Raw genomic sequence first — 24,934 nt, 5'->3', positions numbered from 1 at the left:
CGGGTTCGTAATAAGATCCACGTAACGCTGGCGGTAACGAAGTTCGACGTCCTTCAGGCCATGGAATTTGTCGGGCAGCGGAAGCAGCGATTTGGACAACACTTCGATCTCTTTGGCTTTAATGGACGTTTCGCCCGTATTCGTCTTGAACACGACGCCGCGAACGCCGATGATATCGCCGATGTCGAGCATATCGAACGCTTGATATTGCGTTTCGGGCAATGTATCCTTGCGCACGTAAATTTGAATTTTGCCGCTCAAATCCTGGATATGCGCGAAGCTGGCTTTGCCCATGCTCCGCTTCTGCATGATACGGCCCGCAACCGATACCTCGACGTCCTGCGACTCGAGATCTTCCTTGCCGAGCTCATCATACGCATCGATGATTTGCTTGGTTTGATGCGAACGCTCGAACTTGCCTCCGAACGGGTCGATGCCGAGGCCGCGCAGCTCGTCCAATTTATCTCTCCGAATCCGCAACAGCTCGCTCAATTCTTGTTCCTGCGTTGTTCCTTGCTCCATCACGACTCACTCCTTCTATTCCAGCAGGCATACGGTCACGCCGGCTGTCTATTACAGCATGGTTCCTATTCGTTCAAGACAGAGCAGCTTCAGCGGCTGCCGAAACCGCCGTATATTTGAAAAAAAGCTTCCACAAGGAAGCTTTCTTGAAAGGCATGCCCGTTTATTTCTTGATATCGACGATTTTATATTGAATAATGCCGGCAGGTACGCTGACCTCCACGATGGTTCCTTTTTTCTTGCCGAGAATCGCTTTTCCAACCGGACTTTCGTTCGAAATCTTGTTCTTGAGCGGATCGGATTCCGCCGTGCCTACAATCGTGTACTCCATCGAATCGCCGAACTCCAGGTCCTCCACCGTGACGATGGAACCGATGCTCACGGTATCGATGTCGATCTCGTCGTTGTTGATGATACGCGCGTTGCGAAGCATCTTCTCCAGCGTAATAATGCGGCCTTCGATGAACGCCTGCTCGTTCTTCGCATCCTCGTACTCGGAGTTCTCGCTGATATCCCCGTATCCGATCGCCACTTTGATCCGTTCGGCAACCTCGCGGCGCTTGACGGATTTCAAGTTCTCCAGTTCGTCCTCAAGCTTATTTAGACCGTCCTGTGTAAGAATAATCTCTTTGTCGCTCATGTGACCATTTCTCCTGTCGTGTGGCTTTTATTCATACGGCGTATGAATTCACTGTTACTTAATATATTACGCTCCATGCCCATGATGACACCGCGCAGTAAGCAGTTCGACACTCCCAAACCCCAGGCGGACGGTTTGTTATTGGAAGATTATATTTCAACTTTATCTATATGTCAACGAAAGCCAAATCCTAAATGTAATCGCTTAACTTCGCGGCGCGCAGAGGCCCCTTCCGGTTCCCCTGCGCAGTTGTCAATGATATACCGCTTCGTCCCTGTTCGATGCGGCCGCCGCTACGGGCGTCTCGCTCTTCTCGCCCAGCGATTCTACAAAATCCGCTAAAATCCGCACCATTTTGTCGCGCGTCGTCTCTTCCATGATGACGTCCTTCACCCGCGCCGCGCCTGGAACGCCCTTCAAATACCATGCCAGATGCTTGCGCATTTCGCGGACGGCCACCGCTTCTCCCTTAAGGTTAACCAGCCGGTCCATATGGAGAATGGCCACGTCCATCTTCTCGCGGGGCGTCGGGTCGCTGAGCAGCTCGCCCGTCGTCAAATAGTGCACCGTGCGGTACAGCATCCACGGATTGCCCAGCGCGCCGCGGCCGATCATGACGCCGTCGCAGCCCGTATGCTCAAGCAGCTTCTGCGCATCCTCGGGCGTGAACACGTCGCCGTTGCCAATAACGGGAATGGTTACCGCCTGCTTAACATCCCTTATAATATCCCAATTGGCCGTGCCGGTATACAGCTGCTCCCGGGTGCGCCCGTGCACGCTGACCGCCTTGCCGCCCGCGCGCTCGACCGCCTGCGCGTTCTCGACCGCAAAGACATGCTCGCTGTCCCAGCCGATGCGCATTTTGACGGTGACCGGCTTCTCCACCGCCTCGACGACCGCCGAGACCATTTCGTAGATCTTGTTCGGGTCCAGCAGCCACCGGGCGCCGGCGTCGCATTTTGTGACTTTCGGCACGGGGCAGCCCATGTTGATGTCGATAATATCCGCATTCGTCTGTTGATCGACGACTTTCGCCGCTTCCACCAGCGACTTCCGGTCGCCGCCGAAAATTTGCAGGCTGAGCGGCTTCTCGCGCTCGTCGACGTAGAGCATCTCCATCGTGCGCTTGTTGCCGTGCAAAATGGCCTTGTCGCTGACCATCTCGGCGCAGACAAGGCCGGTGCCGAATTCCTTGGCAATCAGTCGAAAAGCCGGGTTGCACACGCCTGCCATCGGCGCCAACACGACTCTATTCTTCAGCTCGATGTTTCCGATTTTGAGCATGGACATCCTGTCTCCCTTCTGATTCGCAGAGGTGGTTGTTGGTTTTCGTTGATTTGCCGGGCCCTTACGACTCGGCGGTTAAGTCGGAATAGCTGACGCCGAGCGCTTCCGATATCCGCTCAAGCAGCTTCGGATCCGGCTTGCGCGTGCCGCGTTCCAGAGAGCCGAGCACGGCAACGGATATCTCCAGCTTGGCGGCCAGCTCTTGCTGCGTGTAGCCCTTCAGCTTTCGGAATGCGCGGACGCGCCCTGCCAATTGATCGTATTCCATAGCGCGATTCCTTCCCCTCTGTCCTGTAACGCTTGCTGCGCCAAGCTCGCCGCCCGGCTGTAAAGCGGATGTCCCGCTTCCAGCACATCGGCCAGCGGAACGAGCACGAATGCCCGTTCCATCATGCGCGGATGGGGCAATGTCAATTCCTCGCCGGTCATGGCGACAGCTTCGTAGAGCAGCAAATCCAGATCGATCGTGCGCGGACCCCAGCGTATGTCTCTCGTGCGGCCGAGCTGCTGTTCCATGCCAAGCATGGCGCGAAGCAGCTCGATCGGCGCAAGCGACGTGGCCAGGGCGGCCGCCATATTGAGAAAGGCCGGCTGATCGATATAGCCGACCGGTGCGGTTTCGTAAACAGCCGATACGCGAAGAACCTCGATGTCGGGATGCTGATCCAGCATATGCAGCGCATCCCTGAGGAGCCCTGCCCGATCCCCGACGTTGGAGCCTAATGCTATGTAGGCTGCGCTGTTTGACCCGTTCAACCGATTATCGATTCCCGGCGGGTTGTTGAGTTCCATGGTCATCCCGCTTTCTGCAAAGTTCCACCGTCACCCCGTCGAAATAAATTTCGAACGGCGGATGCGGCTTCGTTACGGACACCGTCACTTCATTTACACTAGTATAAGCGTCGAGCACGGCCGATGCAATGTGACCGGCTAAAGCTTCGATCAGCTTGAACGGCGGGCCTTCGACTATCGTCTTCACGAACGCGTGGATCTCGGCATAATTTATCGTCGCTTCCAGGTTATCCGTATCGGCGGCCTCCGCCAAATCGAGCAGCAGCGTCAAATCGACGATAAACTGCTGGCCGAGCTTGTTTTCCTCCGCAAAAACGCCGTGATACCCGAAAAAGCGCATGCCGCGCAGCGTCATTTTATCCATTGTACCGCCTCCATCCATTCCTATTCATCTATCGGGTTAATCTAACGGCGGCTGCTTGCCGGCCGGCCATCGGTTCATGAGCGCGGGTAGACGACGGCGTCGGTCATCCTCGCCGTTTCGCGGTTGCCGCGCACGTCGTGCACGCGAACGAGCTGGCAGCCCTGCGCGACGCCGAGCGCCGTCGTCGCGGCCGTGCCGAATACGGTCTCTTGCGGCGTCTCCAGCCCCAGCGTATCGCGGATGAACTTCTTGCGGGATGTACCGAGCAGTACGGGATAGCCCACGGCCGTCAGCTTGTACAGCTGGTTCATCATCGCCAGGTTGTCCTCGTACGTCTTCGCGAAACCGATGCCGGGATCGAGCCAAACGTTGTCGTCCTTCACGCCCGCCGCGCGGGCGATCGCCACGCTCTCCCGCAGGTCGGCAATGACGTCCGCCGCCAAATCGGTATATTCGCGGTCGCGGCGGTTATGGCTGATAATGACCGGGCAGTTGCAAGCCGCCGCAACCTCCGCCATCTGCGGGTCGCTCTTCAAGCCCCAAATATCGTTGATGATGTGCGCGCCGGCTGCAAGCGCCTGCCTGGCGGTCTCCGCTTTGTACGTATCGATGGAGAGCGGCATGGCCGGCAGCGCTTCCCGAATGGCGCGTATGACAGGAAGAACGCGATTCAGCTCTTCCTCCAGCGGCACCGCCGCAAAGCCCGGGCGCGTCGATTCTCCGCCGATATCGATGATATCCGCTCCCTCGTCCGCCAATTCGCGCGCATGGCGCACGGCGGATTCCACGTTATTGTAGCGGCCCCCGTCGGAAAACGAGTCCGGCGTCGTATTCAAAATCCCCATAATCAAGGTGCGGCTTCCGAGTTCCAGCTTGACGCCGTCCGCAAAGGCGTATGTCCGCCGGTACGGCCATTGGCCGCCCGTTTGCTGCCGCAGCCATGTCTGTTGCTTGTTGCTCATCGGTTGGTATCCTCCCGGTAAAGGGACAGCAGCCGTTCCGCTATCGGTCCGGCCTGGCCGGTTCCGACGATCCGTATGCTTCCTTCGGTATTCCTAAGCGTCGTCACGGGCACAAGCTCCTGCACGGAATTGGTGACCCATATTTCATCCGCTCGTTCTAACTGTTCCCATGTATAATGCCCTTCCTCTGTCTCCATACCCTCCTGCGCGGCAAGTTCAAGCACCCGCATCCGCGTGATGCCGGGCAGAATGCCCGTCGAGATCGAGGGCGTATGGACGCGGCCGCCGCGGGCGAAAAACAAGTTGCTGACGATCCCCTCGGACAGCCAGCCTTCCCGCGTCAGCATCAAGCCTTCCGCGCCGGGGGCGGCTCCGGCTGCCGTTAATTCCCGCTTCGCCAATATATTATTCATATAATGCAGCGATTTTAATCGGATCTCCCCCTCGGGCGTATTGCGGCGGGTCGCGAGCTGCGCCAGCTCGCGACCGGACCGGTACAGCTCCGGACTGGCCGCCGGCAGCGGCTTGACGAGCAGCAGGACGTTAGGGGCCTCATAGTCGCCGGACGGCAGGCCGACAATGCCCTCGCCCGCCGTCACCGTCAACCTGACGTACGCTTCGGACAGCCCGTTCGCAGCCATCAGCTCGCTCAGCCAGGCGCGGATCTGCCGATCGTCCGGCTCGTAATGAATGCCGATCGTCCGGCAGCCCTCCGCAAGCCGCCGCAAATGACGCTCAAGCAGATACGGTCTGCCCCCGTAAGTCCGGAACGTCTCGAACAAGCCCATTCCATACAAAAAACCGTGATCGTAGACCGAGATCACGGCTTCCTCCTGGCGCTTGATGCTTCCGTTCCATCCGATGTTCATCGCGCCGCGCCCGCCCGCATCTGGAGGAAATTGCGCAGCAGGGTAAATCCGTGCTCCGTGATGATCGATTCCGGGTGGAATTGCACGCCCTCAATCGGATATTCCTTATGGCGAAGTCCCATGATTTCGCCCTCTTCCGTCTCCGCGCTGATTTCCAGGCAGTCCGGCAGCGTCTCCCGCTTCACGATCAGCGAGTGGTATCTCGTCGCCGTGTAAGGCGATGGAATACCGGCAAAGACGGTGCGGCCGTCATGGAAGATCGGCGATGTCTTGCCGTGCATCAGCTTCTCCGCGCGCACGACGTCGCCGCCGAACGCTTGTCCGATCGCTTGATGGCCGAGGCAGACGCCGAAGATCGGGATCTCGCCCTTGAACCGGTCGATCAGCGCCAGGCTCACGCCTGCTTCGTTGGGACTGCAAGGCCCCGGGGAAATCAGAATATGATCCGGCTTCAGCGCGGCAATGCCGTCCAGGTCGATCTCGTCATTGCGTTTCACGACGATCTCCTCACCCAGCTCGCCCAAGTACTGCACCAGGTTATACGTAAACGAATCATAGTTATCAATCACCAATATCATGCGCGTTTCCTCCTTCGTTCACTTCGTCGCTGCGGTCGCGAGCACGAATCCGGCTGCGGGCGTTCAACCCGGCTCAGCCCTGTTCCTCCAGCCACCGCTCGCTGTATTGTATCGCCTTCCATAGCGCCTTCGCCTTATTCATCGATTCGAAGTACTCGCGTTCCGGCACGGAATCGATCACGATGCCGGCCCCGGCCTGAATGTGAACGACTTCGTCCTTCACGAGCATCGTGCGTATAATAATATTAAATTCCATATCCCCGTTGTAGTCAATCCATCCCATGGACCCCGTGTACGGGCCGCGCCTCGTCGGCTCCAGCTCTTCGATGATTTCCATGGTGCGGATTTTGGGAGCGCCGGTAATCGTCCCGCCCGGAAACGTCGCGCCGATCACGTCGTACGCATCCTTGCCTGCCGCCAGCCTGCCCTCCACCTGGGAGACGAGATGCATGACATGGCTGTAATACTCGATGACCATCAGCTCTTCCACCTTGACCGAGCCGTAAGCCGAAATCCGGCCGAGGTCGTTGCGCTCCAGATCGACCAGCATGATATGCTCCGCCCGCTCCTTCTCCGTGCCGAGCAGCTCGTCCGCCATCCTGCGGTCTTCCTCTTCCGTTCTCCCGCGCCGGCGCGTGCCCGCGATCGGCCTCGTAGCCAGCTTGCCGTCCGCGAGCTCGACGAGCAGCTCCGGCGAAGCCGATACGAGCTGAAAATCGGGGGCGCTCATGAACCCCATATAAGGAGAGGGATTCACGAGCCGCAGCCACTCGTACAGCTCGCGCGGATCCGCCTTCGACGGACGGTCCTGACGCTGCGACAGGTTCACCTGGAACACGTCGCCCGCCGCGATATAGTCCCGAATGCGTTCCACTGCCAGCTGATACGCCGACTGGGCGAACGGCGACCGAATGCCGGCAACGGGTTCGTCATCGACGCGCGCTCTTCGCGATTCGATGAAACGAACGCGTTCTTGCTGCAAGGCGCCCGCCTCTTCCCCGGCTTGGCCCTCGGCGAACGCCGCCCATTGCGCCATCATCCTGTCTGCCCGGGCGCTTGCTTCCGCGTACAGCGATTCCAGCATCGCCCGCGAAGTTGCCGCCGTTACTTCCGTATGAACGGCGGCATAGAGCTGATGCAGCTCATGATCGATGATCCACAGCTCGTCCATGCGCATAAACAGGTAATCCGGCAAGCCGAGATCGTCCTGCGCCTGCTCCGGCATGCGCTCAATGGAGCGAATGACATCGTAGCTCCAATAGCCCGCGCAGCCGCCCGTCCATTTCGGCGCTCCCGGCACGCGCGGCGCCCGGCGTCCGCCCATCCAGCCGCGCACCGCTTCAAGCGGCTTCAGCCCATAAGCCGTCACATGGCCGGTCGCTTGGTCGACCGCCTCGCCGCTCGCGCCATTGCCTCGAATCACCGACGCCGGCCGAAGCCCCAAGTACGTATAGCGGCCGGCCTTCCCGCTCTCTAATACGAAGGCGTAGGGAGCCGCCGATGCCGATTGCCAAGCGGCTTCCCACGAGGCGGGATGACCGCGGTCAGCGCTGCCCAGAGGGCGCTTGATAAGGAGCGGCAATGACGTGAAGCCTTCCGCCTGCCAATCCAGCCAATCTTGAAAAGCCGTCCGTTCCATGTTCGTGCCGTCCTCCGCTTCTACTTCCGTTCCGCAAGAGCGGTCGCTCTTTGTTGGAAGCTAGTATACCGAAATTGCATGGAAAAGGGAAGCGCGAAGAGACCGCGCCAAAACGTGCCTTCGATCCGCTTACTTGCCCCATGCAAAAGAGGACCTTCGCCGATGAAGGTCCTCTTCCGTATGTTCGGCAATGGCCGGAATTAGTTCTCGAAGTTGAACAGCGGCGTGGACAGGTAACGTTCGCCGTTGGACGGAACGACCGCAACGACGCGCTTGCCTTTGCCCAGCTCTTTCGCGACTTTCAATGCGGCGAAGATTGCAGCGCCGGACGAAATGCCGCACAGAATGCCTTCTTCTTTCGCAGCGCGGCGAGCTGTTTCGAACGCTTCCTCGTTCTCGATCGCAATGACTTGATCGTAGATGTCGCGGTTCAGGATTTCAGGGATGAAGTTGGCGCCGATCCCTTGGATTTTGTGACCGCCCGGATTGCCGCCGGACAGCAGCGGAGATGCCGCCGGCTCAACCGCAACGACGCGGATGCCAGGGAAGTTCTCCTTGAGCACTTCGCCTGCGCCGGAGATCGTGCCGCCGGTGCCGATCCCTGCAACGAACGCATCCAGCTTGCCGTCAAGCGAGTTGATCGCTTCGACGATTTCCGGACCCGTCGTTTCGCGGTGCACTTTCACGTTCGCTTGGTTCTTGAATTGTTGCGGAATGAAGTAGGAAGGATTCTCGGCTTGCAGCTCTTCTGCACGGCGAACAGCACCGTTCATGCCTTCTGCTCCTGGCGTCAGCACAAGCTCTGCGCCATAGGCGCGAAGCAGGTTGCGGCGCTCGATGCTCATCGTTTCCGGCATAACGAGAATCGCTTTGTAGCCTTTCGCCGCAGCGACCATCGCCAAACCGATACCGGTGTTGCCGCTCGTAGGCTCAACGATCGTATCGCCCGGCTTGATGCGTCCTTCTTGCTCGGCAACCTCGATCATGCTGATCGCGATCCGGTCTTTTACGCTAGCGCCTGGATTCTGGTATTCAAGTTTCACGTAAATTTCCGCGCTATCCTCAGGCACCAAACGGTTCAGACGGACAAGCGGCGTATCCCCGATGAGTTCTGTTACGCTTTGTACAATTTTAGCCATGAAAAGTAGCTCCTCCTTATTCCGACTAAATCAGTTGGTTTTGCTACTATCTTATCAATTCCCCCCAGTAGTTGTCAATAGTCAGTTTGGGAACGACAGGCTGTCGGCCCCCGTTCTACGGGATGACGACGGCGTTGTATTTGGTCAGCAATCCGTCCTCGATCGCCTGTTCGCCGTTCAGCTTGGCGATGGCGAGCTCGGTGCGCGCCTTATCGTGCATTTGTTGTTGATCCAGCTGCTCTTCCGTCTTCTTCTCCGTGAGCCTGATGATCGCCTGACCCTGTTCCACCTTGATCGGTCCTGCCGTCTCGCCGACCTCCAGCTTCTTCGCCGCAGCCAGCAAAGCGGGATCTATGATCGGATCGTCGGCGTCGATATAGCCCAGATCGCCGCCCTCGGGAGCCGTATCCGCATCGATGGAATAGGTCTGCGCCATCAAGCCGAAATCTTCGCCGTCCTCCAGCTTATCGAGCACCCCGTCGGCCGCCTTCCCGGTATCCGTTACGATCCAAGAAACGCGCAGCTGCGTATGCGCTGCGAATTCCTGATCGTTCTCGGCGATATACGCATCCTCCTCGGCCTCGCTGACCGAGGCCGTTCTCACCGCGATCTTCCGCAGCAGCAGCCTGTACTTCGCATCTTCTCTGATGTCGTCCGGCGTCAAGCCCAGCTGTTCCTTCATGGCATCGTAATATTCCTCTTCGCTGCCGTATCCCGCTATGGCAGAAGCCAGCTCCTGATCCAGCTCGGCGCTTGTGACCTGAAGCCCGTAAGCCAGCGCATCCATGCGAATCGCGGCGCGCACCATCAGCGTTCGCAGCGCGAGGTCGCCATACTGCCGCCGCAGCTGATCGTTCAATTCCTTGACCGTGATCGATTCGTCGCCGACTTTGGCCGCAATCGGTTCGGACGGTTCCGCGGAGGGCGGAATGACATTGTGATCCTGCGCATTGCCCCGCGGCACCTGCGGCTTCTCTTTCGGCGGCAAGAGCACGCGGAAGACGACGATAAACGCCAATATCATCAAACACAATGCTTGAAGCAGCACGATGCGCTTCAGCACCCGGTCTTTATTCATAATTGCTCGGCCTCCGATTAATGCATGGTCCATGCATCGTTATTGCATCGGTCTCGGCTTCGCCTGTTCGAGCAGCATCTCCAGCTGCGGTTGGTCAAATACATACTTCTCGTTGCAGAAATGGCACTCGACTTCAGCTTGTCCGTCCTCTTCGATGATCTTGTTGAGCTCATACTCGCCCATGCTGATCAAGGTGCGTTCTACGCGCTCTCGGGAGCATTGGCATCGGAAGACGATGGTGAGCTCGTCCATGAGCTGCACGTCTTCGCCAACAATCCGGCGCAATAATCCTTCCGGCGTCTCGCCCTGCTCCATCAGCGTAGAAATCGGCGGAAGCGCGGCAAGGGCCGACTCGAGCCGCTCGATCTCCGCGTCCGGCATGCCCGGCATGACCTGCACGATAAAACCGCCTGCCGTGATGACGCCGCCATATTCGTCGACCAGCACGCTTAGGCCGACGACGGAAGGCGTCTGCTCGGACGTCGCGAAGTAATACGTAAAGTCTTCCGCCAGCTCTCCCGAAACAATCGGCGTGCTGCCGCGATAAGGCTCTTTGAGTCCCAGATCCTTAATAATATGGATGTAACCCGAACGGCCCACGGCGCCCGCCACGTCGAGCTTGCCCAGCGCATTGCTTGGCAGCAGCACCTCGGGATTGTCCGCATAGCCGCGAACCTCTCCGTCCGCGTTGGCGTCCACGACGATTTGCCCGACCGGTCCGTCGCCTTTGACCTGGATGGTCAACCGTTCCTTGCCCTTCAACATGGCGCCCATTATCGCCCCGGCCGTAGCGGTGCGTCCCAGTGCGGCCGTAGCCGTCGGCAGCGTCCGATGCCGCCTGCGCAGTTCCTCCACAAGCTCCGTCGTCTGCACGGCAAATACGCGAAGCTGCCCGTTCCATGCGGTGCCTCGAACGAGGTAATCGTGCTTTGTTGTTCCCTGTACCATGTTCATGGCCTCCTTACCGGCATGCTTGTCTCTCTATGATGAATATACCGTCATGCGACAGCGCCCATTATTCCTGATTGCGCTCGTAAATCATTCTCAGGCCTTCCAGCGTAAGCAGCGGATCGACCTCTTCGATCGTCTCCGATTCCGCAGCGATCAAATCAGCCAAGCCGCCGGTTGCAATAACCCGGGGCTTGACATTGAATTCTTTCCGGATGCGGTTCACGATGCCGTCCACCTGACCCGCATAGCCGTAAATGATGCCGGCCTGCATGGACGTGACGGGATTGCGGCCGATGACGCTCTTCGGCTTGACCAGCTCGATGCGCGGCAGCTTCGCGGCGCGCTGGTACAGCGCCTCCGTCGAAATGCCGATGCCCGGCACGATCGCCCCACCCAAATAATTGCTGTCCGCGTCGATGTAATCGAACGTCGTCGCCGTGCCGAAATCGACGACGATCAGCGGCGCGCCGTATTTCTCGATGCCCGCCACGGAATTAACGATCCGGTCGGCGCCTACCTCGCGCGGATTCTCGTAGCGGATGTTCAGCCCCGTCTTGACGCCCGGCCCGACGACAAGCGGCGATTTCCGCATATATTTCAGGCATAGCTGCTCCAGCGTGCGCATCAGCGGCGGCACGACGGAGGAGATGATGACGCCTTGAATTTGCTCCAGCTTCACGCCCGCGATCGTAAACAGGTTGTGAATCATGATGCCGTATTCGTCCACGGTCGCCGAGCGGTTCGTGCTGAGGCGCCAGTGATACACCAGCTTGCGCCCTTGATAGATGCCAAGCACGATATTCGTGTTGCCAACGTCAACGACTACGATCAAGCGGTGACGCCTCCTTTTTTGCCATGCAAGTCCAAGCTGATGTCGAGCGACTGGAACGAATACGTCAAACCGCCGACCGAAATAACGTCCACGCCACATTCCGCGATCCCGCGAACCGTGTCCAGCCGGACATTGCCCGAGGCTTCCACGATCACATGCGGAGCGCGGGCCTTGATCATCGCGGAAGCTTCGCGCATCCGATCATGCGGCATGTTGTCGAGCATGATAATGTCGGCGCCGCATGCGATCGCCTCTTCGACCTGCGCCAGCGACTCCGTTTCCACCTCGATCTTCATCGTATGGGGAATGGCATGACGCGCCGCCTGCACCGCGCCCGTAATGCCGCCGGAGCCCTTGATATGATTGTCTTTGATCATGACGGCATCATACAGGCCGAACCGGTGGTTGAAGCCGCCGCCCACGCGAACGGCGTATTTCTCCAGCATCCGGTGCCCAGGCGTCGTCTTGCGCGTATCCACCAGCCGCGTCGGCAGGCCATCGAGCGCATCGACGAATGCGCGGGTCTTCGTCGCGATGCCGGACAGCCGCTGCATCAAGTTGAGCGCAAGCCGCTCGCCCGTAAGGATGCTGTGCGTGCTGCCTTCGACTTCGGCGATCACGTCGCCTTTCGTCACGGCATCGCCGTCTGCCCTAAGCGGACGGAATTCAAGCGCCGCGTCGACAACTTCAAAGACGAGCCGCGCAATCGGAATGCCGGCCAGAATGCCGGGTTCTTTCACGTGAATGACGGCTTTCGACTGGCTTCCCGCAGGAATGGTCGCCCAGCTCGTAATGTCGCCGGAACCGATATCTTCGGCAAGCCATGCCCGGATCTGCGCGCGCACCGCATCGGCGTTAACGCCTCCGGCCGCGGCCAACGATGGTTCAAACATGTTCGATCGTCTCCTCTGTTAAGCCGCGCTCCCGATGGAGCACGACGTGCTTGCGCCAAGCCTTATCGTCCCGTTCCGGGAAATCCTCGCGGCTATGCGCGCCCCGGCTCTCCTCGCGGGTGATGGCGGCCTTCGTCGTCAACATCGCGCAGGTAAGCAAATTCGCAAACTCGTATTCTTCGCGTTTCGTGATAACCGACCGGAAAATCGAGCTCAGCCGGTTCAGTTCTTCGGCTCCCTTATGCAGTCCGCGCGCATTGCGCCTCAAACCAGCGTAACGCACCATGATCTTCTGCAGCTTCAACCGTTTCTCGACGGCCGGCTGAATCGGGGTCTCGTGCCGTCCCAGCGAATTCATGCCCAGCCGTACATCCTCGTCTTCAAGCGGCGCCAGCGTGTTAATCCGCTCGACGATCCGGCGTCCGAAGACGATCGCCTCCGACAGCGAATTGCTTGCCAGCCGGTTCGCGCCATGCACGCCCGTCGACGAGCATTCGCCGCAGGCAAACAAGCGGGACAAATTCGTTTCGCCGTTCAGATCGGTTTTGACGCCGCCCATCATATAATGCGCCGCCGGCGCCACCGGAATCCAGTCCGATGTCAAATCGAGCCCGTAATTCAGGCAGAATTCATAGATGTTCGGAAAACGGTGCCGTACCATATCGGCCGATTCATGCGTGACATCCAGGAAGACGAACGTCGATTTGGTCGCTTCCATCTCGCTGACGATCGCCCTGGCCACGACATCCCGCGGCGCAAGCTCGAGCTGCTCGTGATACTTCTCCATGAACCGTTCACCGCGGATATTGCGCAGCACGGCCCCTTCGCCGCGGACGGCTTCCGATATCAGAAACCGCGGCGCGCCCGGGTAGCAAAGCGACGTCGGATGGAACTGCACGAATTCCATGTCCCGGATATCGGCGCCTGCCCGGTAAGCCATCGCGATGCCGTCTCCCGTCGCGACCTCCGGGTTGGTCGTATACCGGTACAATTGGCCCGTTCCTCCGGAACAGAGCACCGTCGCTTTGCCGCGCACGATGAGACGCTGCCCGTCCGGCTTCTGCACGAGCGCGCCGACGCAAACGTTTTCGTCCGTAACCAAATCAATGACAAAATGATCGTCCCACACTTCGATGCGGGGGTTGGCCACCGCTTTCTCCGATAGTGCACGAACGATCTCGAATCCGGTGGCATCGCCGTTGGCATGCAGAATACGCCGCTGGCTGTGCGCCCCTTCCTTGGTAAGCGCGAATTCGCCGTTCTCGACATCGAACTTGGTGCCCATCTTCACCAAATCCTCGACGCCCTTCGTACCTTCATGCACGAGCACGTCCACCGCCTCGTCCGAACACAGTCCGGCGCCTGCGATCAGCGTATCCTGGCGGTGATAATCCGGCGAGTCGTCTTCGGAGATGACCGCCGCGATGCCGCCTTGGGCATAACGGGTGTTGCTGTCGAGCAGCGATTTCTTCGTAATCATCAGCACGTCATTGTCATCGCTCGCTTTAATAGCGGTAAAAAGACCGGCGATGCCGGCCCCGATGACAATAACGTCTTTGTAAACAACCGGCAGCTCTTCGAGCCGCTCGTCGACAAGGTAACGTGGAATCATAGTCGATGCTTTCCTCTCTTCGGAAAGTAGCCCCCGCATCTTACTTCACCTGCAGCATTCGTTCCAGGGATAGACGAGCTTTGCTGGCGACATCTTCCGGTACGTAAATCTGAGGCTGCATCGTCTCCAGGCATTTGACAAGCTTCTTCAAGTTGTTGACCTTCATGTTCGGACAGACCAAATACTTCGTTGCGAAGTGGAATGTCTTGTTCGGGCTGTCAAGGCGCAGCTGGTAACCGGTTCCGTCCTCGGTGCCGACGATGAACTCCTGACAGTCGGATTCCTTGCAGTACTTAATGATCGCGGTCGTGCTGCCGACAAAATCGCCAAGCGCCACGACTTCCGGCCGGCATTCCGGATGCACGACGAACTGCGCGTTCGGATGCTTCGCCTTCATCTCCTCGACGTCTTTCACCGTCAGCATATCGTGGGTGTTGCAATAGCCTTCCCAGATGATCATCTTCTTGTCGGTCTTCTGCTGGACGTAGTGGCCCAGGTTCTTATCCGGCACCCAGATGATTTCTTCGGCATCGACCGAATTCACGACACGCACCGCATTGGCCGACGTGCAGCAAATATCGGTTTCGGCTTTGATCTCGGCGGAAGAGTTGATGTACGTAACCACTTTCGCGTTCGGATGCTGGGCTTTGAGCTTACGCAAGCCGTCGACGTTCACCATGTCGGCCATCGGGCAGCCCGCGCGTTCGTCGGGGATGATGACCGTCTTGTTCGGCGCAAGGATTTTGGCGCTTTCGCCCATGAAGTGAACACCGCAGAACACGATGACATCGGCGTCGGTTTCGGCCGCCTTCTGGGCAAGCAGGAACGAGTCTCCCCGGAAATCGGCGACTTCCTGAATTTCGTCACGCTGATAATAATGGGCGAGAATAATGGCATTGCGTTCTTTCTTCAGCTGCATCAAACGTTCCCGCAGTTCGCGGTTTTGTTCCGCTTTCCGCTCGAGAGCTAATGCTTCCATGGCTTCTTCTCCTCTTTTCACTAACTTTGTGAACAGATGCACAAACTCTGCCATAATAAAACGGGCGATTCGCCCTGATGTCTGTTTGTGCAGCTATATAATCGAGAATTGCGAGTCGCGCGCAGAAGAGCTGCCATTAGCATGCCCTCTTCGCCAAACCCTTGATTCACAGTCGGTGTTACAAGTGATTAACATTTAATTTACACAAGGCGCGGTATGCTGTCAACATACAAAAGCGGCCGTTTTGGCCGGTATTGGCAGGTTTACGCGGATTTCGATCGCACGCATCCCCTACGCTTGTTTCTTCTTGGTTTCCGGCCGCTTCATCGCCGATTGCGCATCGCGGATAAGCGGCAGCTCGTTTCCTTCCCGCAGCGCCTGGCTGAAGAACGCGGATCGCCACTAACGACAACAAAGGCTGCCCTTCGCGGATCGATCCGCGATGGACAGCCTTCTCGTTCTTACGCTTGTGCATTATGACTGCTTCGAGCCGTCGTCGTTGCCGCTGTCCGGATCGATCGGAGGGCCGATATCGCCGGCTTCCTTCGTCTGGATGCGCACTTTCACGCCGCCGATCGTGTCGACGATCGGTTCGCCCTTCGGCTCCTCGGTCGCCGTTACCGGTCCGCCCGTAGAGTCGTCTGCATCGCCGGCGATCGAGCCGCTCTCGATCAAACGCTTGATCTGATCGATGTCCAGCGTCTCTTCGCTGAGCAAGGTTTGCGCGATCAGATGCACTTCCTTGCTCTTCTCGGTGAGCAGCCGCTTCGCTTTATCGTAGCAGCCCTGAATGATCGACTGCATCTCTTGATCGATTTCGTAAGCAATGGCATCGGAGTAGTTCTGCTCATGTCCGATGTCTCTGCCCAGGAACACTTGCCCTTGCGAGCTGCCGAACTGCATCGGGCCGAGCTTGTCGCTCATGCCGTATTCCATGATCATGCTGCGCACGATGCTTGTCGCCTGCTTGAAGTCGCTGTAGGCGCCTGTGCCGATCTCGCCGATGAAGATTTCTTCGGCTACGCGGCCGCCGAGCAAGCCCGTGATCTTATCGAGCAGTTCCTGCTTGGTCGCCAGCATGCGGTCTTCCTTCGGAAGCATGATGACATAGCCGCCTGCGCGTCCGCGCGGGATAATGGTTACTTTATGAACCTGATCGGCATGCTCCAGGAAGTAGCCGACGATCGTATGGCCCGCTTCGTGGTAAGCGACGATCTTCTTCTCGCGGTCGCTGATGACGCGGCTGCGCTTCTCCGTGCCGACAATGACGCGATCGATGGCATCGTCCACTTCCAGCATGCCGATGTCTTTCTTGTTGCGGCGGGCCGCAAGAAGAGCCGCCTCGTTCAGCAAATTCTCCAGATCCGCGCCGGTGAAGCCGGTCGTGCGCTTCGCGATCACATCGAGCTTCACGTCGCGAGTGAGCGGCTTATTGCGCGCATGCACTTTCAGTACCGCTTCGCGGCCTTTCACGTCCGGACGGTCAACCGTAATTTGACGGTCGAAACGGCCTGGGCGGAGAAGTGCCGGGTCAAGAATGTCCGGACGGTTCGTCGCCGCTACGATGATGATGCCTTCGTTCGCGCCGAAGCCGTCCATTTCAACGAGGAGCTGGTTGAGCGTTTGTTCCCGCTCGTCATGTCCCCCGCCGAGTCCGGCGCCGCGCTGACGGCCGACGGCGTCAATCTCGTCAATGAAGATGATACAAGGCGCGTTCTTCTTCGCGTTCTCGAACAGGTCGCGTACGCGGGATGCGCCGACGCCGACGAACATTTCCACGAAATCGGAACCGGAGATGCTGAAGAACGGCACGCCCGCTTCGCCCGCAACCGCGCGCGCAAGGAGCGTTTTACCGGTACCCGGAGGTCCGACGAGGAGCACCCCTTTCGGGATGCGTGCGCCGACGGCCGCGAACTTGCGCGGATCCTTCAGGAACTCGACCACTTCGACAAGCTCTTGCTTCTCTTCGTCGGCACCAGCCACGTCCTCGAACGTGACGCGTTTCTTCTCTTCGTTATATAGACGGGCCCGGCTCTTGCCAAAGTTCATCACCTTGCCGCCGCCGCCTTGGGCTTGATTAATGAGGAAGAAGAACAGGATGAAGATTATGACGAACGGAATGATCGACGTCAGGAATGTGAGCCAGATGCTCTGTCCTTGCATCGGCTTGGTGTTGATCTGGAATCCGTTCTTGGCCTGCGCGTCGTAAACTTCCTTGACGACGAACTCTTCGACGTTGGAGTGGGTGTAGAATTGGTTGGAGTCTACGTTCTCCGGCTTCTTCTTGTACTCACCCGTAATCAAGTACGAATAGCCGTCGAACTGATACTTCAGCTCCGCGATATTATTGTTCTGCAGCTCCGTCCTGAATTGGTCGTAGCTGAGCTCGCTGCTGGAATCATTTTGGCTGCTGATAAACTGGAAGATCCCGACGGTCACCAAAAAAATAATCAAATAAAAGCCAGTATTGCGGATGATCCGATTCATCCCCTACCTCCTCTCAAGACGCAAAAAATAAGTGGACCCTGGAGAGGAGCCCCCGTGTCGGGAGCCGCCCCGCAAGGCGAATTGCATCTTCGCTTGCTTTATTTCTCGTAAACCTCGGGCTTCAAAATGCCGATGATCGGCAAATTGCGGTATTGTTCCGCATAATCGAGCCCATACCCGACGACGAACGCGTCAGGGAGCACAAAACCTTTATAGTCCGCTTCCAGCTCCACCTTGCGCCCCGCCGGTTTATCGAACAGCGTGACGAGCGTGATGGATTTGGCGTTGCGGCGCTCAAGCACGTCAATGAGGTAGCTGAGCGTAAGCCCGCTGTCGATAATGTCTTCGACAATAAGCACGTCTCGTCCCTGCACCGATGCGTCAAGGTCCTTGATGATCTTGACGACGCCGCTGGTCTTGGTCGATTGTCCGTAACTGGACACGGCCATGAAATCGATCTCGAGCGGAATCGTGATTGTCTTTACCAGATCTGCCATAAAAATAAATGCGCCTTTAAGCACGCAGATGACAAGCGGATTGCGTCCTTCAAACTCTTGGCTGATGGTTGCGCCAAGCTCTTGTACCTTCTGCTGAATCTGGTCTGCGTCGTAAAGCACCTCTTGAATGTCGTTCAGCAATACGGGCCCTCCTAATGTTTCTTGCCTATACTTATGAATGGTTCCGCGCACCTTATTCGGACAATTGGTCATCCGGTAAAATTCGACGCAAACCGCGCTTTCATGCGAATGACGCGTTGTGTCGAATCGGTAACCGGCGCCAGGCTCGACCTGCGGATGCCCGGAATCCATAGCACAGTTCCATTGGCGTCGGCAACGATCGGCACCGTCTCGCGGCGCGAGGGAGCAACACGATCGTCAACGAACATATCTTGTACTTTTTTGGTGCCGTTTAAACCAAGCACCGCCATACGGTCCCCGGGCCGCCGGTTTCGTATCGTGAGCGGGTAATGAAGGGCGTCGGCATCGAACAGCGCCTCGAGCCGGGTTCCCGGTCTTCGCGCGGATGCCGCCGAAGTTTCTTCGAACGTCAATATCCCTTCCGCCTCGGGCAGCTCCAAGGCAGCGTCGCCTCTTGCCACCGCATATGCGTATCCGCCCGGGGAGCGCTTCTCCCCTCGATCCGGACGGACAAAGAGCAAATGATCGTACTCGCGCACGAAACGGATTCCGCCGCCGGCATCGAAGCTCCACGTCGCGGCTCGGCTCTCCGAAGCTGCATGCCGCACCGTTTCGACGATGTCGAACGAAGTGGATTCCGCTTCCAAGCCCATATAGTTCAATATTAGTTTAATCAATCTCCTTTGTAAAGCGACGTGCAGACCGAGCAGCGCTTTGCGATTTAATTGGCATCCCTCGCGGTGCGGCAGGACATGGCTTTCGTAAACCGCCTTCGTTTCTTGCGCCAGCCAGTCGTCTTCGGCCGTCGCCAGCTCCGCCAATCGCACGAGCGACTGCGGGAGCTGCGGGTTGAAGCCCGACAAGTACGGCAGCATATCCAGGCGGACAAGGTTGCGGAAGTAATGCCGCTTGCCGTTGCTGCTGTCATGGCTGTACGGGATGGCCCACATTTCGCAGTAGCGCAGGATGTCTGCCTTGTATCTACGCAAAAGCGGCCGAATAAGTTCCACGTTTTTTTCGTATCTTGAAATGGGAATCCCGGCCAGGCCGCCGATGCCGGTTCCCCGCACGACGCGCATGAGCACCGTCTCCGCCTGGTCGTCGGCATGATGGGCGAGCGCGATGCGCGACGCGCCGTATGTATGGGCGACGCGATGAAGGTATTCGTAGCGTTTCTCGCGTGATGCCGCTTGGCCGTTCATGCGAGATTCTTCTATATAAGCAGGCATATTGATATAAGTAGATTCGCAAGGAACGCCGAGCTCGGCGGCGTAGCGCCGGACCGCTTCGGCTTCGTTCGCGGACTCCTCCCCGCGAAAGCCGTGATCGACATGGGCGGCAACGAGGCTCAGGCCTTCCGGACCGGACAGGCGATGCAGCAGATGAAGCAGCGCCATGGAATCCGGTCCGCCGGAGACGGCCACGACGACCGCGTCGCCCCGCTCCCACAATCGTTCTTCCCTGGCAAGTTCGATAAGATCGCTCAACCATTCGTCCACTGCGTTCATCCCTTCCTTCTCGTCTTGTTGCCAGTCACAGCGTCGATCCGATGAACATGATGCGTGATAATGCGAGGAATGGAGCAAGCATTCGGCCGATACGCTCCCGCCTACAGCCCGGAGCGCAGCAGCCAATAGACCGTCATAGCCAGGACAACCGCCGATAAAGCGAATAGCCCCTTCATCCAGCCCGGGGCGGGAGCGGCCGCATCGGAACGCTGGCGGCCCGGCCGGCGCATCAGCTGATGCCAGGACGCGGCGGCTTCGCGGGCGCTGCCGAACTCGCCGTACAGCGCCTTGCGCAGCCAGCCGCTGAACGGCCTCAGCTGCGGGCTCGTCGCCGCGAGCTTCGCAAGCTCTTCGTGCGTCCGCATCTGCGGAATCAGTCCCGCCGTCAGCTGCGCCAGCCTGCGGCCTTCATGCAGCTGCACGCAAAGAACGGCGAACGAGAACAGATCGTAGTCCGCGTTCGCCGTACGCGAGCCCGCATTCCAGTAGCCCCGGTCGTAGATTTCTGTAAACTGCCGCACCCCTTTGCCGAAGGCGGTGGCGCCGCCGTAATCGACCAGCTCGGGCCGCCCGTAATCGGCGACGATGACGTTCTCGACCTTCAAATCCCCGAAGGCCCAGCCCGCCTCGTGCAGCTCCGCCAGCTTGCCCAGCAGATGATAGCCGACGACGGGAAACCATTCCTTGCCCTGGCGCTGCAAGTAATCGCCCAGCGTCATGCCTTTGATATACCGCATGACGTAGAACGGATAGTCCTTCCCGTCCGAGGCCTGGTAATCGTCCACGTCGACAAGGAACGCGCCGGACTTGCCCTGCTTTTGCTTCTGCTTCGCGATCGATTGGAGCACGTTGACTTCGGACTGCAGGTCCACGGCGTCGGCGCCGATCTTCAGCGCATATAAGTATCGCTGCCGCTCTACCAGAAACACTTTGCCGTTGGCGCCCTCCCCGAGCGGCCTCTCGACCCGGTAAGCGCCCTGCTTCCACTTGCCCCGGACGAGCGTGCCGCGAGGGAGGCTCCAATCAAACGACGTAGTCACTCATCATCCCGTCCGTTTCATCATTCTTCCTACTACCATAATCGGCTTTCTGATAAAAATCAATGACATGCAAAATCGCCGGCCCCGTCGGCGTCGTGCCGCGCATCTGCAGGCGCGGGAAAATCGCGTGCACGCCGCCGATGTCCGTCGTCCAGTCCAGATCCATTCTGCAGTCCTCGCCGTAGGAGGAGCCCGGAAAATGAAACACGGACAGCTCGCTTCCGCCCTGCCGCGATTTCAAGCTGATGGCCAAGTCCCGGATCGCCTCTTCGACGGCATGCAGCTTCGGCTTCATGCTGGCGCTGGCGTCGATCAGCAACGCCACGCGCAGCTTGCTCGTCTCGCTCAGCTCGTCGATGACGCGGACCACCTCGCCGCGCTTCTCCGGCGGGAGCTCCTCGATCGAAGAGGTGCCGAGCACTTGCTTCAGCTCGCGGTGCACCGCATGCTGAATCGTCTGAACGACGGTCTTGCGCGTCAGCATCTGCACCGTCTGCGACAATTGACGCGTATGGGACAGCCGGCTCAAACCGCCGCCGGCTTTGGCGATTTCCTCGATTTCCGTCGTGCCGAATTCGGCAAGATCGCCATCGACGATGCCGACGACATTGACCGTAATGCCGGCGGCATGAGCTTCGGCTGCGGCGATGACGGGGCTTACGCCTACATTGGAACATCCGTCGGTCACTAATAGAATCTGCTTCATTGTTCATTCCCCCACTTGCATGAGATTCAAACGCTGGCGAAGGCTAGCACTCGTTCTATCAGCATTGCCAGATTCGAGAGGGGATAACCCTATTTCGGATCGAAAGACACGATAGGCGGCGGCCGGCGGGCAGCTCTCCGGTCGTCTGCGGCGCGCATGCAAAAAGCCCGCCGAATGAGGCGGGCTTCCGCTGCGCAGGCCGCCGCAGCGGCCCTGCTATCATTGATCCCACAGGATTGCCGGTTCACGTCCCGGCTTGAACGGTATGACGGTCGTTCGTTTCCGCTGCCTCTCGTCGGATACCGGCTTCGGCTTCGGCTGGCTGGATACAGCCTTCAGATGAAGCTGGCCGGCTGGCGGCTCCAGCTGATCCCCGCCGAAGAGCGGCTGCGGCTGCGGCTGCTGCTTAATCGTGCCGAACAGCGGTTTCTCCAGGGCCGCGCCCTTCATCTGCTTCCGGATCTCCGCGATCGGATCGAGCATGCGCGCCTCCGGCGCGCGCGGCTTGTTCTTATATGTGACGGGCGGCTGCTCGTGCGTCCATACGTGGATCGGAACCGTCTCGCGCGCCCGTTCATCCGGCATGCGCTGCTCCTTATCGCGAGCGCGGCGCTGGCGGGCATTCCTTCGTTCCAATGGAATGACCTGGGCCCTCTGCACCGCCGCTTCGGTTCCTCCGTCCGCTGCCGTTCCGCTGATGTCGGGCTCCATAGCTGGCTTTTTGCTTCTATTAAAAAATGCGTTTCGCATGAATTTAAAATTGATCATTTCAGCTCACCGTCCTTGGACGCTCGACCGTGGTTCTACCAGGCCAGCGGAATGTAGCCCACTCGGGCTGATGCTTGTCCACTCTCGCGACGACAACCGTCATATCGTCCACAATGTCGCCTTTGTGGTGCCGTACGACCGTATCCAGCAGCGTATCGGCGATTTCCTGCGGGTGATCCGTCTTGATATCGTGAATGATGCGCTTCATCCACATTTCCTTGTTCACGGCATATCCCGGCGCATCGTAGACACCGTCGGTCATCATGATGAGCGTGTCTCCGGGCTGTAATTGAACGCGTACCAGATCTATGTCAATGTCCTGCAAAATCCCTACCGGCAAATTGTTGGCCGAGATCGGAATCACTTCGTTCCCGCGCTTGATAAAGCTGGGCGTTGATCCGATTTTCATGAAGGTGGTCTTCGCCGAATACATGTCGATGAGAGCGACATCGACCGTCGCGAACACTTCGTCCGAGGAACGGAGCAGCAATACGGAATTGACTGACTTGATGGCCAGCTTCTCGTCCATGCCGGACTGCAGCAGCTGCTGCAAAATCGTGAGCGCCGTGCTGCTTTCCTGCTTCGCCCGCTCGCCGTTGCCCATGCCGTCGCTGATGGCTACGGCAAATTTGCCGTTGCCGAGCTCGACGGTGCTGAAGCTGTCTCCCGACAGCAGGTCGCCGCCTTTGGCGAGTCCGGCTACGCCGGTTTCCACCTCGAACGCCTTGGCCGTCCCGAAGATAACCAGCGCGGCCGCGCCGTCCCTCTCCGGAAGCCGTTCCGACATAACGGCGATCGGTTCGCCCAGAATGTCGGAGAGCAGCGGCGCGATAATTTTGCGGCACTCGTCATAGCCTTGTCCGAAGGTGTGGTACACCTCGATCTCGACATTTCCCTCCTCCAGATTAATGACTTCAATGCCCTGTATCGATAAACCGAGCCCCTCCAGCGCCTCTCGGATCTGTTCTTCCTGCAAATGAAGCTGCTGCCCTTCCCGCTGAATCTCCCTCGCCAAGTCTTCCATGACCTGCGAGACGCCGGACAACTGCTCCGCTACGAGCTGACGCGAATCGTTCAGCTGTTTCCGCCATTGCATATCGTGCTGATACAATTCATACTGCTGCTGCATAACCGTGAGCACCTGATGCGATTTGACGCAGTGCGTGCTCCACTCCTTCGGCACCTCCTTCGGCCCGACACGCCTTCCCTCCTCCACCGTGCTCATCATGCTCGTCATCATGCGGTACGTTTCATAAAATTTCCCCTCCCAACATAAGTCTTTCCGATGGCACGTGCTGCATGTCCGCTCTGCGGCTGCATTCATGAAGTGGCCGACGGTTTCTTCCTTGCTGTCCTTCGCTTCCCGGTCGCCGCCGAATTGCCCGAAGCTTCGGGACAGCTGGCGGAACACTTCCGAGAATTGCGCAACCCGCTGCGCCGTCACATCCCGTACGCGCTTGGCGTACTCATGCTGGGATTTGACATGTTCCTGCGTGCCTGGCACGTATTTGGAAATGATGCGAATAATCGATTTAGGCGTTGCCAGCAGCATCGCTGCCGCAACGACGGACTCCCAGGTGGAGTTCATGACATCGGCCTGATTGCCGATGTAGATCGAGAGAATGGATGCGCCGAGCAGCATGCCGAAGGCAACGGCCATTTTGCCGCCTTCGCGCAGCAGCCCGGCGAGCAGCCCGGCGAAGGCGAGCAGGCTCATCTGCACGATCGCGTTGGTATCGGCCAGGCTTAGAATCAGGCCGGCCACCACCCCGACCGAAGCGCCAAGCGGCGCGCCGCCGACCAGGGCGAACAGCAGCAGCATGTAGCGCGACAGAATATGCTCCACCGACAGCCCTTGCACGACCCAGCCGACCGCCCCCGTCATGATGGAAGCGAGCATGATCATCAGACAGATGATTTCTTCATTCTTCAGCGCCGACGTCTTCTTCGTAAACGTCAGCACCGGGATGGCCTGTACGAATACGAGCGTCAGCACGAAGCCGAGGGAAGCCTCCACGCCGACCATCATCAGCTCGTACCAGCCGAGCGTGCTCTGAATGACGACGCCGAAGAGCCGAACGAGCAAGGTGGCGATGAACACGAGCAGCGGCGCGTAGGAGAGCTCGGCCCGCTCGTAGGCTTCCAGCCCCTTCATGAGCAGATAGACAACAGCGAGCTCCATGGCGATCCATATCGGATCCGGCGCTAACGCGAACCAGCTCCCGGCGATGATCGAAGCGGCGACCGGCAAGAACAAGTCCCGCCTGAGGAAATAAATAACGGTGAAGTAAGCGACCGCGAACGGGGTCAGCGATTCCAGAATAACGGCTCGTCCGAGCAGGAAGCCGACGGCCATCAGAATGAACGTCCACTTGCGCGAGGCGATCAAACCCGCCAATTGAAAAGCGCCGGTGCGCTCCAACCCTTTATGAAGCGCCGACTGAACGAAGCTTGTCTTGCGCACGCCGGGGAACATCACGACTTTCGGTTTGACTGCCATGGCGAGTAGCACCACCCTTTTCGAAATAATGTATCGCCATTATAGAATCGTCCGAGCAGGAAAGTTTGTCAGAAAGCGTTGTCACGAACAAAGTTTTTTCCGACAATTTCGCCGCGGCGGGCGGCGCCGTGTCGCCGCGGCGCCATCCCT

At 58.6% G+C, this 24,934-nt stretch carries 24 protein-coding genes (1 of these 24 only partly in view); all 24 read right to left on the bottom strand.

Features of this window, described 5'->3' with window-relative positions:
* A protein-coding gene (gene lysS / locus GXP70_RS01180) for a lysine--tRNA ligase (RefSeq protein ID WP_162354800.1) crosses the window boundary here: on the bottom strand, positions 1-522 show its start. 987 nt of this gene lie to the left of the window's left edge; the window shows 522 of its 1,509 coding nt (coding positions 1-522); it begins with the start codon at positions 520-522; the stop codon falls past the left edge of the window.
* Positions 523-685: 163 nt separating this feature from the next.
* Positions 686-1,162, bottom strand: coding sequence for a transcription elongation factor GreA (greA, locus tag GXP70_RS01175; RefSeq protein ID WP_162354799.1), 477 nt, complete (start codon positions 1,160-1,162; stop codon positions 686-688).
* A 252-nt stretch (positions 1,163-1,414) separates the two neighbouring features.
* Positions 1,415-2,446, bottom strand: a complete 1,032-nt coding sequence (gene dusB, locus GXP70_RS01170; RefSeq protein ID WP_162360243.1) for a tRNA dihydrouridine synthase DusB — start codon at positions 2,444-2,446, stop codon at positions 1,415-1,417.
* A 64-nt stretch (positions 2,447-2,510) separates the two neighbouring features.
* The gene (locus GXP70_RS01165) at positions 2,511-2,717 is read right to left on the bottom strand and encodes a helix-turn-helix domain-containing protein (protein ID WP_162354798.1); all 207 of its coding nucleotides are present in this window, start codon (positions 2,715-2,717) and stop codon (positions 2,511-2,513) included.
* Positions 2,669-3,241 (bottom strand): 2-amino-4-hydroxy-6-hydroxymethyldihydropteridine diphosphokinase, encoded by a 573-nt coding sequence (gene folK / locus GXP70_RS01160; protein WP_162354797.1) that lies wholly within the window; start codon positions 3,239-3,241, stop codon positions 2,669-2,671. Before folK ends, GXP70_RS01165 begins: the two co-directional genes overlap by 49 nt.
* On the bottom strand, positions 3,210-3,605 hold the full coding sequence (gene folB, locus GXP70_RS01155; RefSeq protein ID WP_162354796.1) for a dihydroneopterin aldolase: 396 nt from the start codon (positions 3,603-3,605) through the stop codon (positions 3,210-3,212). Before folB ends, folK begins: the two co-directional genes overlap by 32 nt.
* A 74-nt stretch (positions 3,606-3,679) precedes the next feature.
* A complete protein-coding gene (gene folP / locus GXP70_RS01150) occupies positions 3,680-4,567 on the bottom strand; it encodes a dihydropteroate synthase (RefSeq protein ID WP_162354795.1) in 888 nt (295 codons plus the stop codon).
* On the bottom strand, positions 4,564-5,436 hold the full coding sequence (locus tag GXP70_RS01145) for an aminotransferase class IV (protein ID WP_162354794.1): 873 nt from the start codon (positions 5,434-5,436) through the stop codon (positions 4,564-4,566). The genes folP and GXP70_RS01145 overlap by 4 nt, the downstream gene beginning before the upstream one ends.
* Positions 5,433-6,014 (bottom strand): aminodeoxychorismate/anthranilate synthase component II, encoded by a 582-nt coding sequence (gene pabA, locus GXP70_RS01140; protein WP_162354793.1) that lies wholly within the window; start codon positions 6,012-6,014, stop codon positions 5,433-5,435. The genes GXP70_RS01145 and pabA overlap by 4 nt, the downstream gene beginning before the upstream one ends.
* Before the next feature lie 73 nt (positions 6,015-6,087).
* Positions 6,088-7,653, bottom strand: coding sequence for an anthranilate synthase component I family protein (locus tag GXP70_RS01135; protein WP_162354792.1), 1,566 nt, complete (start codon positions 7,651-7,653; stop codon positions 6,088-6,090).
* Positions 7,654-7,853: 200 nt separating this feature from the next.
* On the bottom strand, positions 7,854-8,792 hold the full coding sequence (gene cysK / locus GXP70_RS01130) for a cysteine synthase A (RefSeq protein WP_162354791.1): 939 nt from the start codon (positions 8,790-8,792) through the stop codon (positions 7,854-7,856).
* Positions 8,793-8,907: 115 nt separating this feature from the next.
* On the bottom strand, positions 8,908-9,870 hold the full coding sequence (locus tag GXP70_RS01125; RefSeq protein ID WP_162354790.1) for a peptidylprolyl isomerase: 963 nt from the start codon (positions 9,868-9,870) through the stop codon (positions 8,908-8,910).
* A 39-nt stretch (positions 9,871-9,909) separates the two neighbouring features.
* Positions 9,910-10,824 (bottom strand): Hsp33 family molecular chaperone HslO, encoded by a 915-nt coding sequence (hslO, locus tag GXP70_RS01120; RefSeq protein WP_162354789.1) that lies wholly within the window; start codon positions 10,822-10,824, stop codon positions 9,910-9,912.
* A 61-nt stretch (positions 10,825-10,885) separates the two neighbouring features.
* Entirely contained in the window at positions 10,886-11,653 is a 768-nt protein-coding gene (locus tag GXP70_RS01115; RefSeq protein ID WP_162354788.1) for a type III pantothenate kinase, read from the bottom strand.
* Positions 11,650-12,546, bottom strand: a complete 897-nt coding sequence (gene nadC, locus GXP70_RS01110) for a carboxylating nicotinate-nucleotide diphosphorylase (protein ID WP_162354787.1) — start codon at positions 12,544-12,546, stop codon at positions 11,650-11,652. The genes GXP70_RS01115 and nadC overlap by 4 nt, the downstream gene beginning before the upstream one ends.
* The gene (nadB, locus tag GXP70_RS01105) at positions 12,539-14,158 is read right to left on the bottom strand and encodes an L-aspartate oxidase (protein WP_162354786.1); all 1,620 of its coding nucleotides are present in this window, start codon (positions 14,156-14,158) and stop codon (positions 12,539-12,541) included. Before nadB ends, nadC begins: the two co-directional genes overlap by 8 nt.
* A 40-nt stretch (positions 14,159-14,198) precedes the next feature.
* On the bottom strand, positions 14,199-15,137 hold the full coding sequence (gene nadA / locus GXP70_RS01100; protein WP_162354785.1) for a quinolinate synthase NadA: 939 nt from the start codon (positions 15,135-15,137) through the stop codon (positions 14,199-14,201).
* A gap of 474 nt (positions 15,138-15,611) precedes the next feature.
* Entirely contained in the window at positions 15,612-17,624 is a 2,013-nt protein-coding gene (ftsH, locus tag GXP70_RS01095) for an ATP-dependent zinc metalloprotease FtsH (protein WP_162354784.1), read from the bottom strand.
* A gap of 98 nt (positions 17,625-17,722) precedes the next feature.
* The gene (gene hpt / locus GXP70_RS01090) at positions 17,723-18,262 is read right to left on the bottom strand and encodes a hypoxanthine phosphoribosyltransferase (RefSeq protein ID WP_162354783.1); all 540 of its coding nucleotides are present in this window, start codon (positions 18,260-18,262) and stop codon (positions 17,723-17,725) included.
* Positions 18,263-18,330: 68 nt separating this feature from the next.
* Positions 18,331-19,761: a tRNA lysidine(34) synthetase TilS gene (tilS, locus tag GXP70_RS01085; protein WP_404822303.1), complete on the bottom strand. Its 1,431-nt coding sequence runs from the start codon at positions 19,759-19,761 to the stop codon at positions 18,331-18,333.
* A 110-nt stretch (positions 19,762-19,871) separates the two neighbouring features.
* Positions 19,872-20,810 carry a serine/threonine protein kinase gene (locus GXP70_RS01080; protein ID WP_162354781.1) on the bottom strand — a complete coding sequence of 313 codons (939 nt, stop codon included), beginning with the start codon at positions 20,808-20,810 and terminating at the stop codon, positions 19,872-19,874.
* Positions 20,794-21,516, bottom strand: a complete 723-nt coding sequence (locus GXP70_RS01075; RefSeq protein WP_162354780.1) for a vWA domain-containing protein — start codon at positions 21,514-21,516, stop codon at positions 20,794-20,796. Before GXP70_RS01075 ends, GXP70_RS01080 begins: the two co-directional genes overlap by 17 nt.
* Before the next feature lie 219 nt (positions 21,517-21,735).
* The gene (locus tag GXP70_RS01070; protein ID WP_225442619.1) at positions 21,736-22,101 is read right to left on the bottom strand and encodes a hypothetical protein; all 366 of its coding nucleotides are present in this window, start codon (positions 22,099-22,101) and stop codon (positions 21,736-21,738) included.
* Positions 22,102-22,285: 184 nt separating this feature from the next.
* Positions 22,286-24,784 (bottom strand): stage II sporulation protein E, encoded by a 2,499-nt coding sequence (gene spoIIE, locus GXP70_RS01065; RefSeq protein WP_162354778.1) that lies wholly within the window; start codon positions 24,782-24,784, stop codon positions 22,286-22,288.
* Positions 24,785-24,934: the final 150 nt, after the last annotated feature.

Origin of the sequence: Paenibacillus lycopersici (assembly GCF_010119935.1) — a bacterium.
In the GTDB taxonomy this organism is placed as follows: domain Bacteria; phylum Bacillota; class Bacilli; order Paenibacillales; family Paenibacillaceae; genus Paenibacillus_Z; species Paenibacillus_Z lycopersici.
Note: the sequence above shows the minus strand (reverse complement) of the source record. Positions and strands in the feature narration are given on the sequence as shown.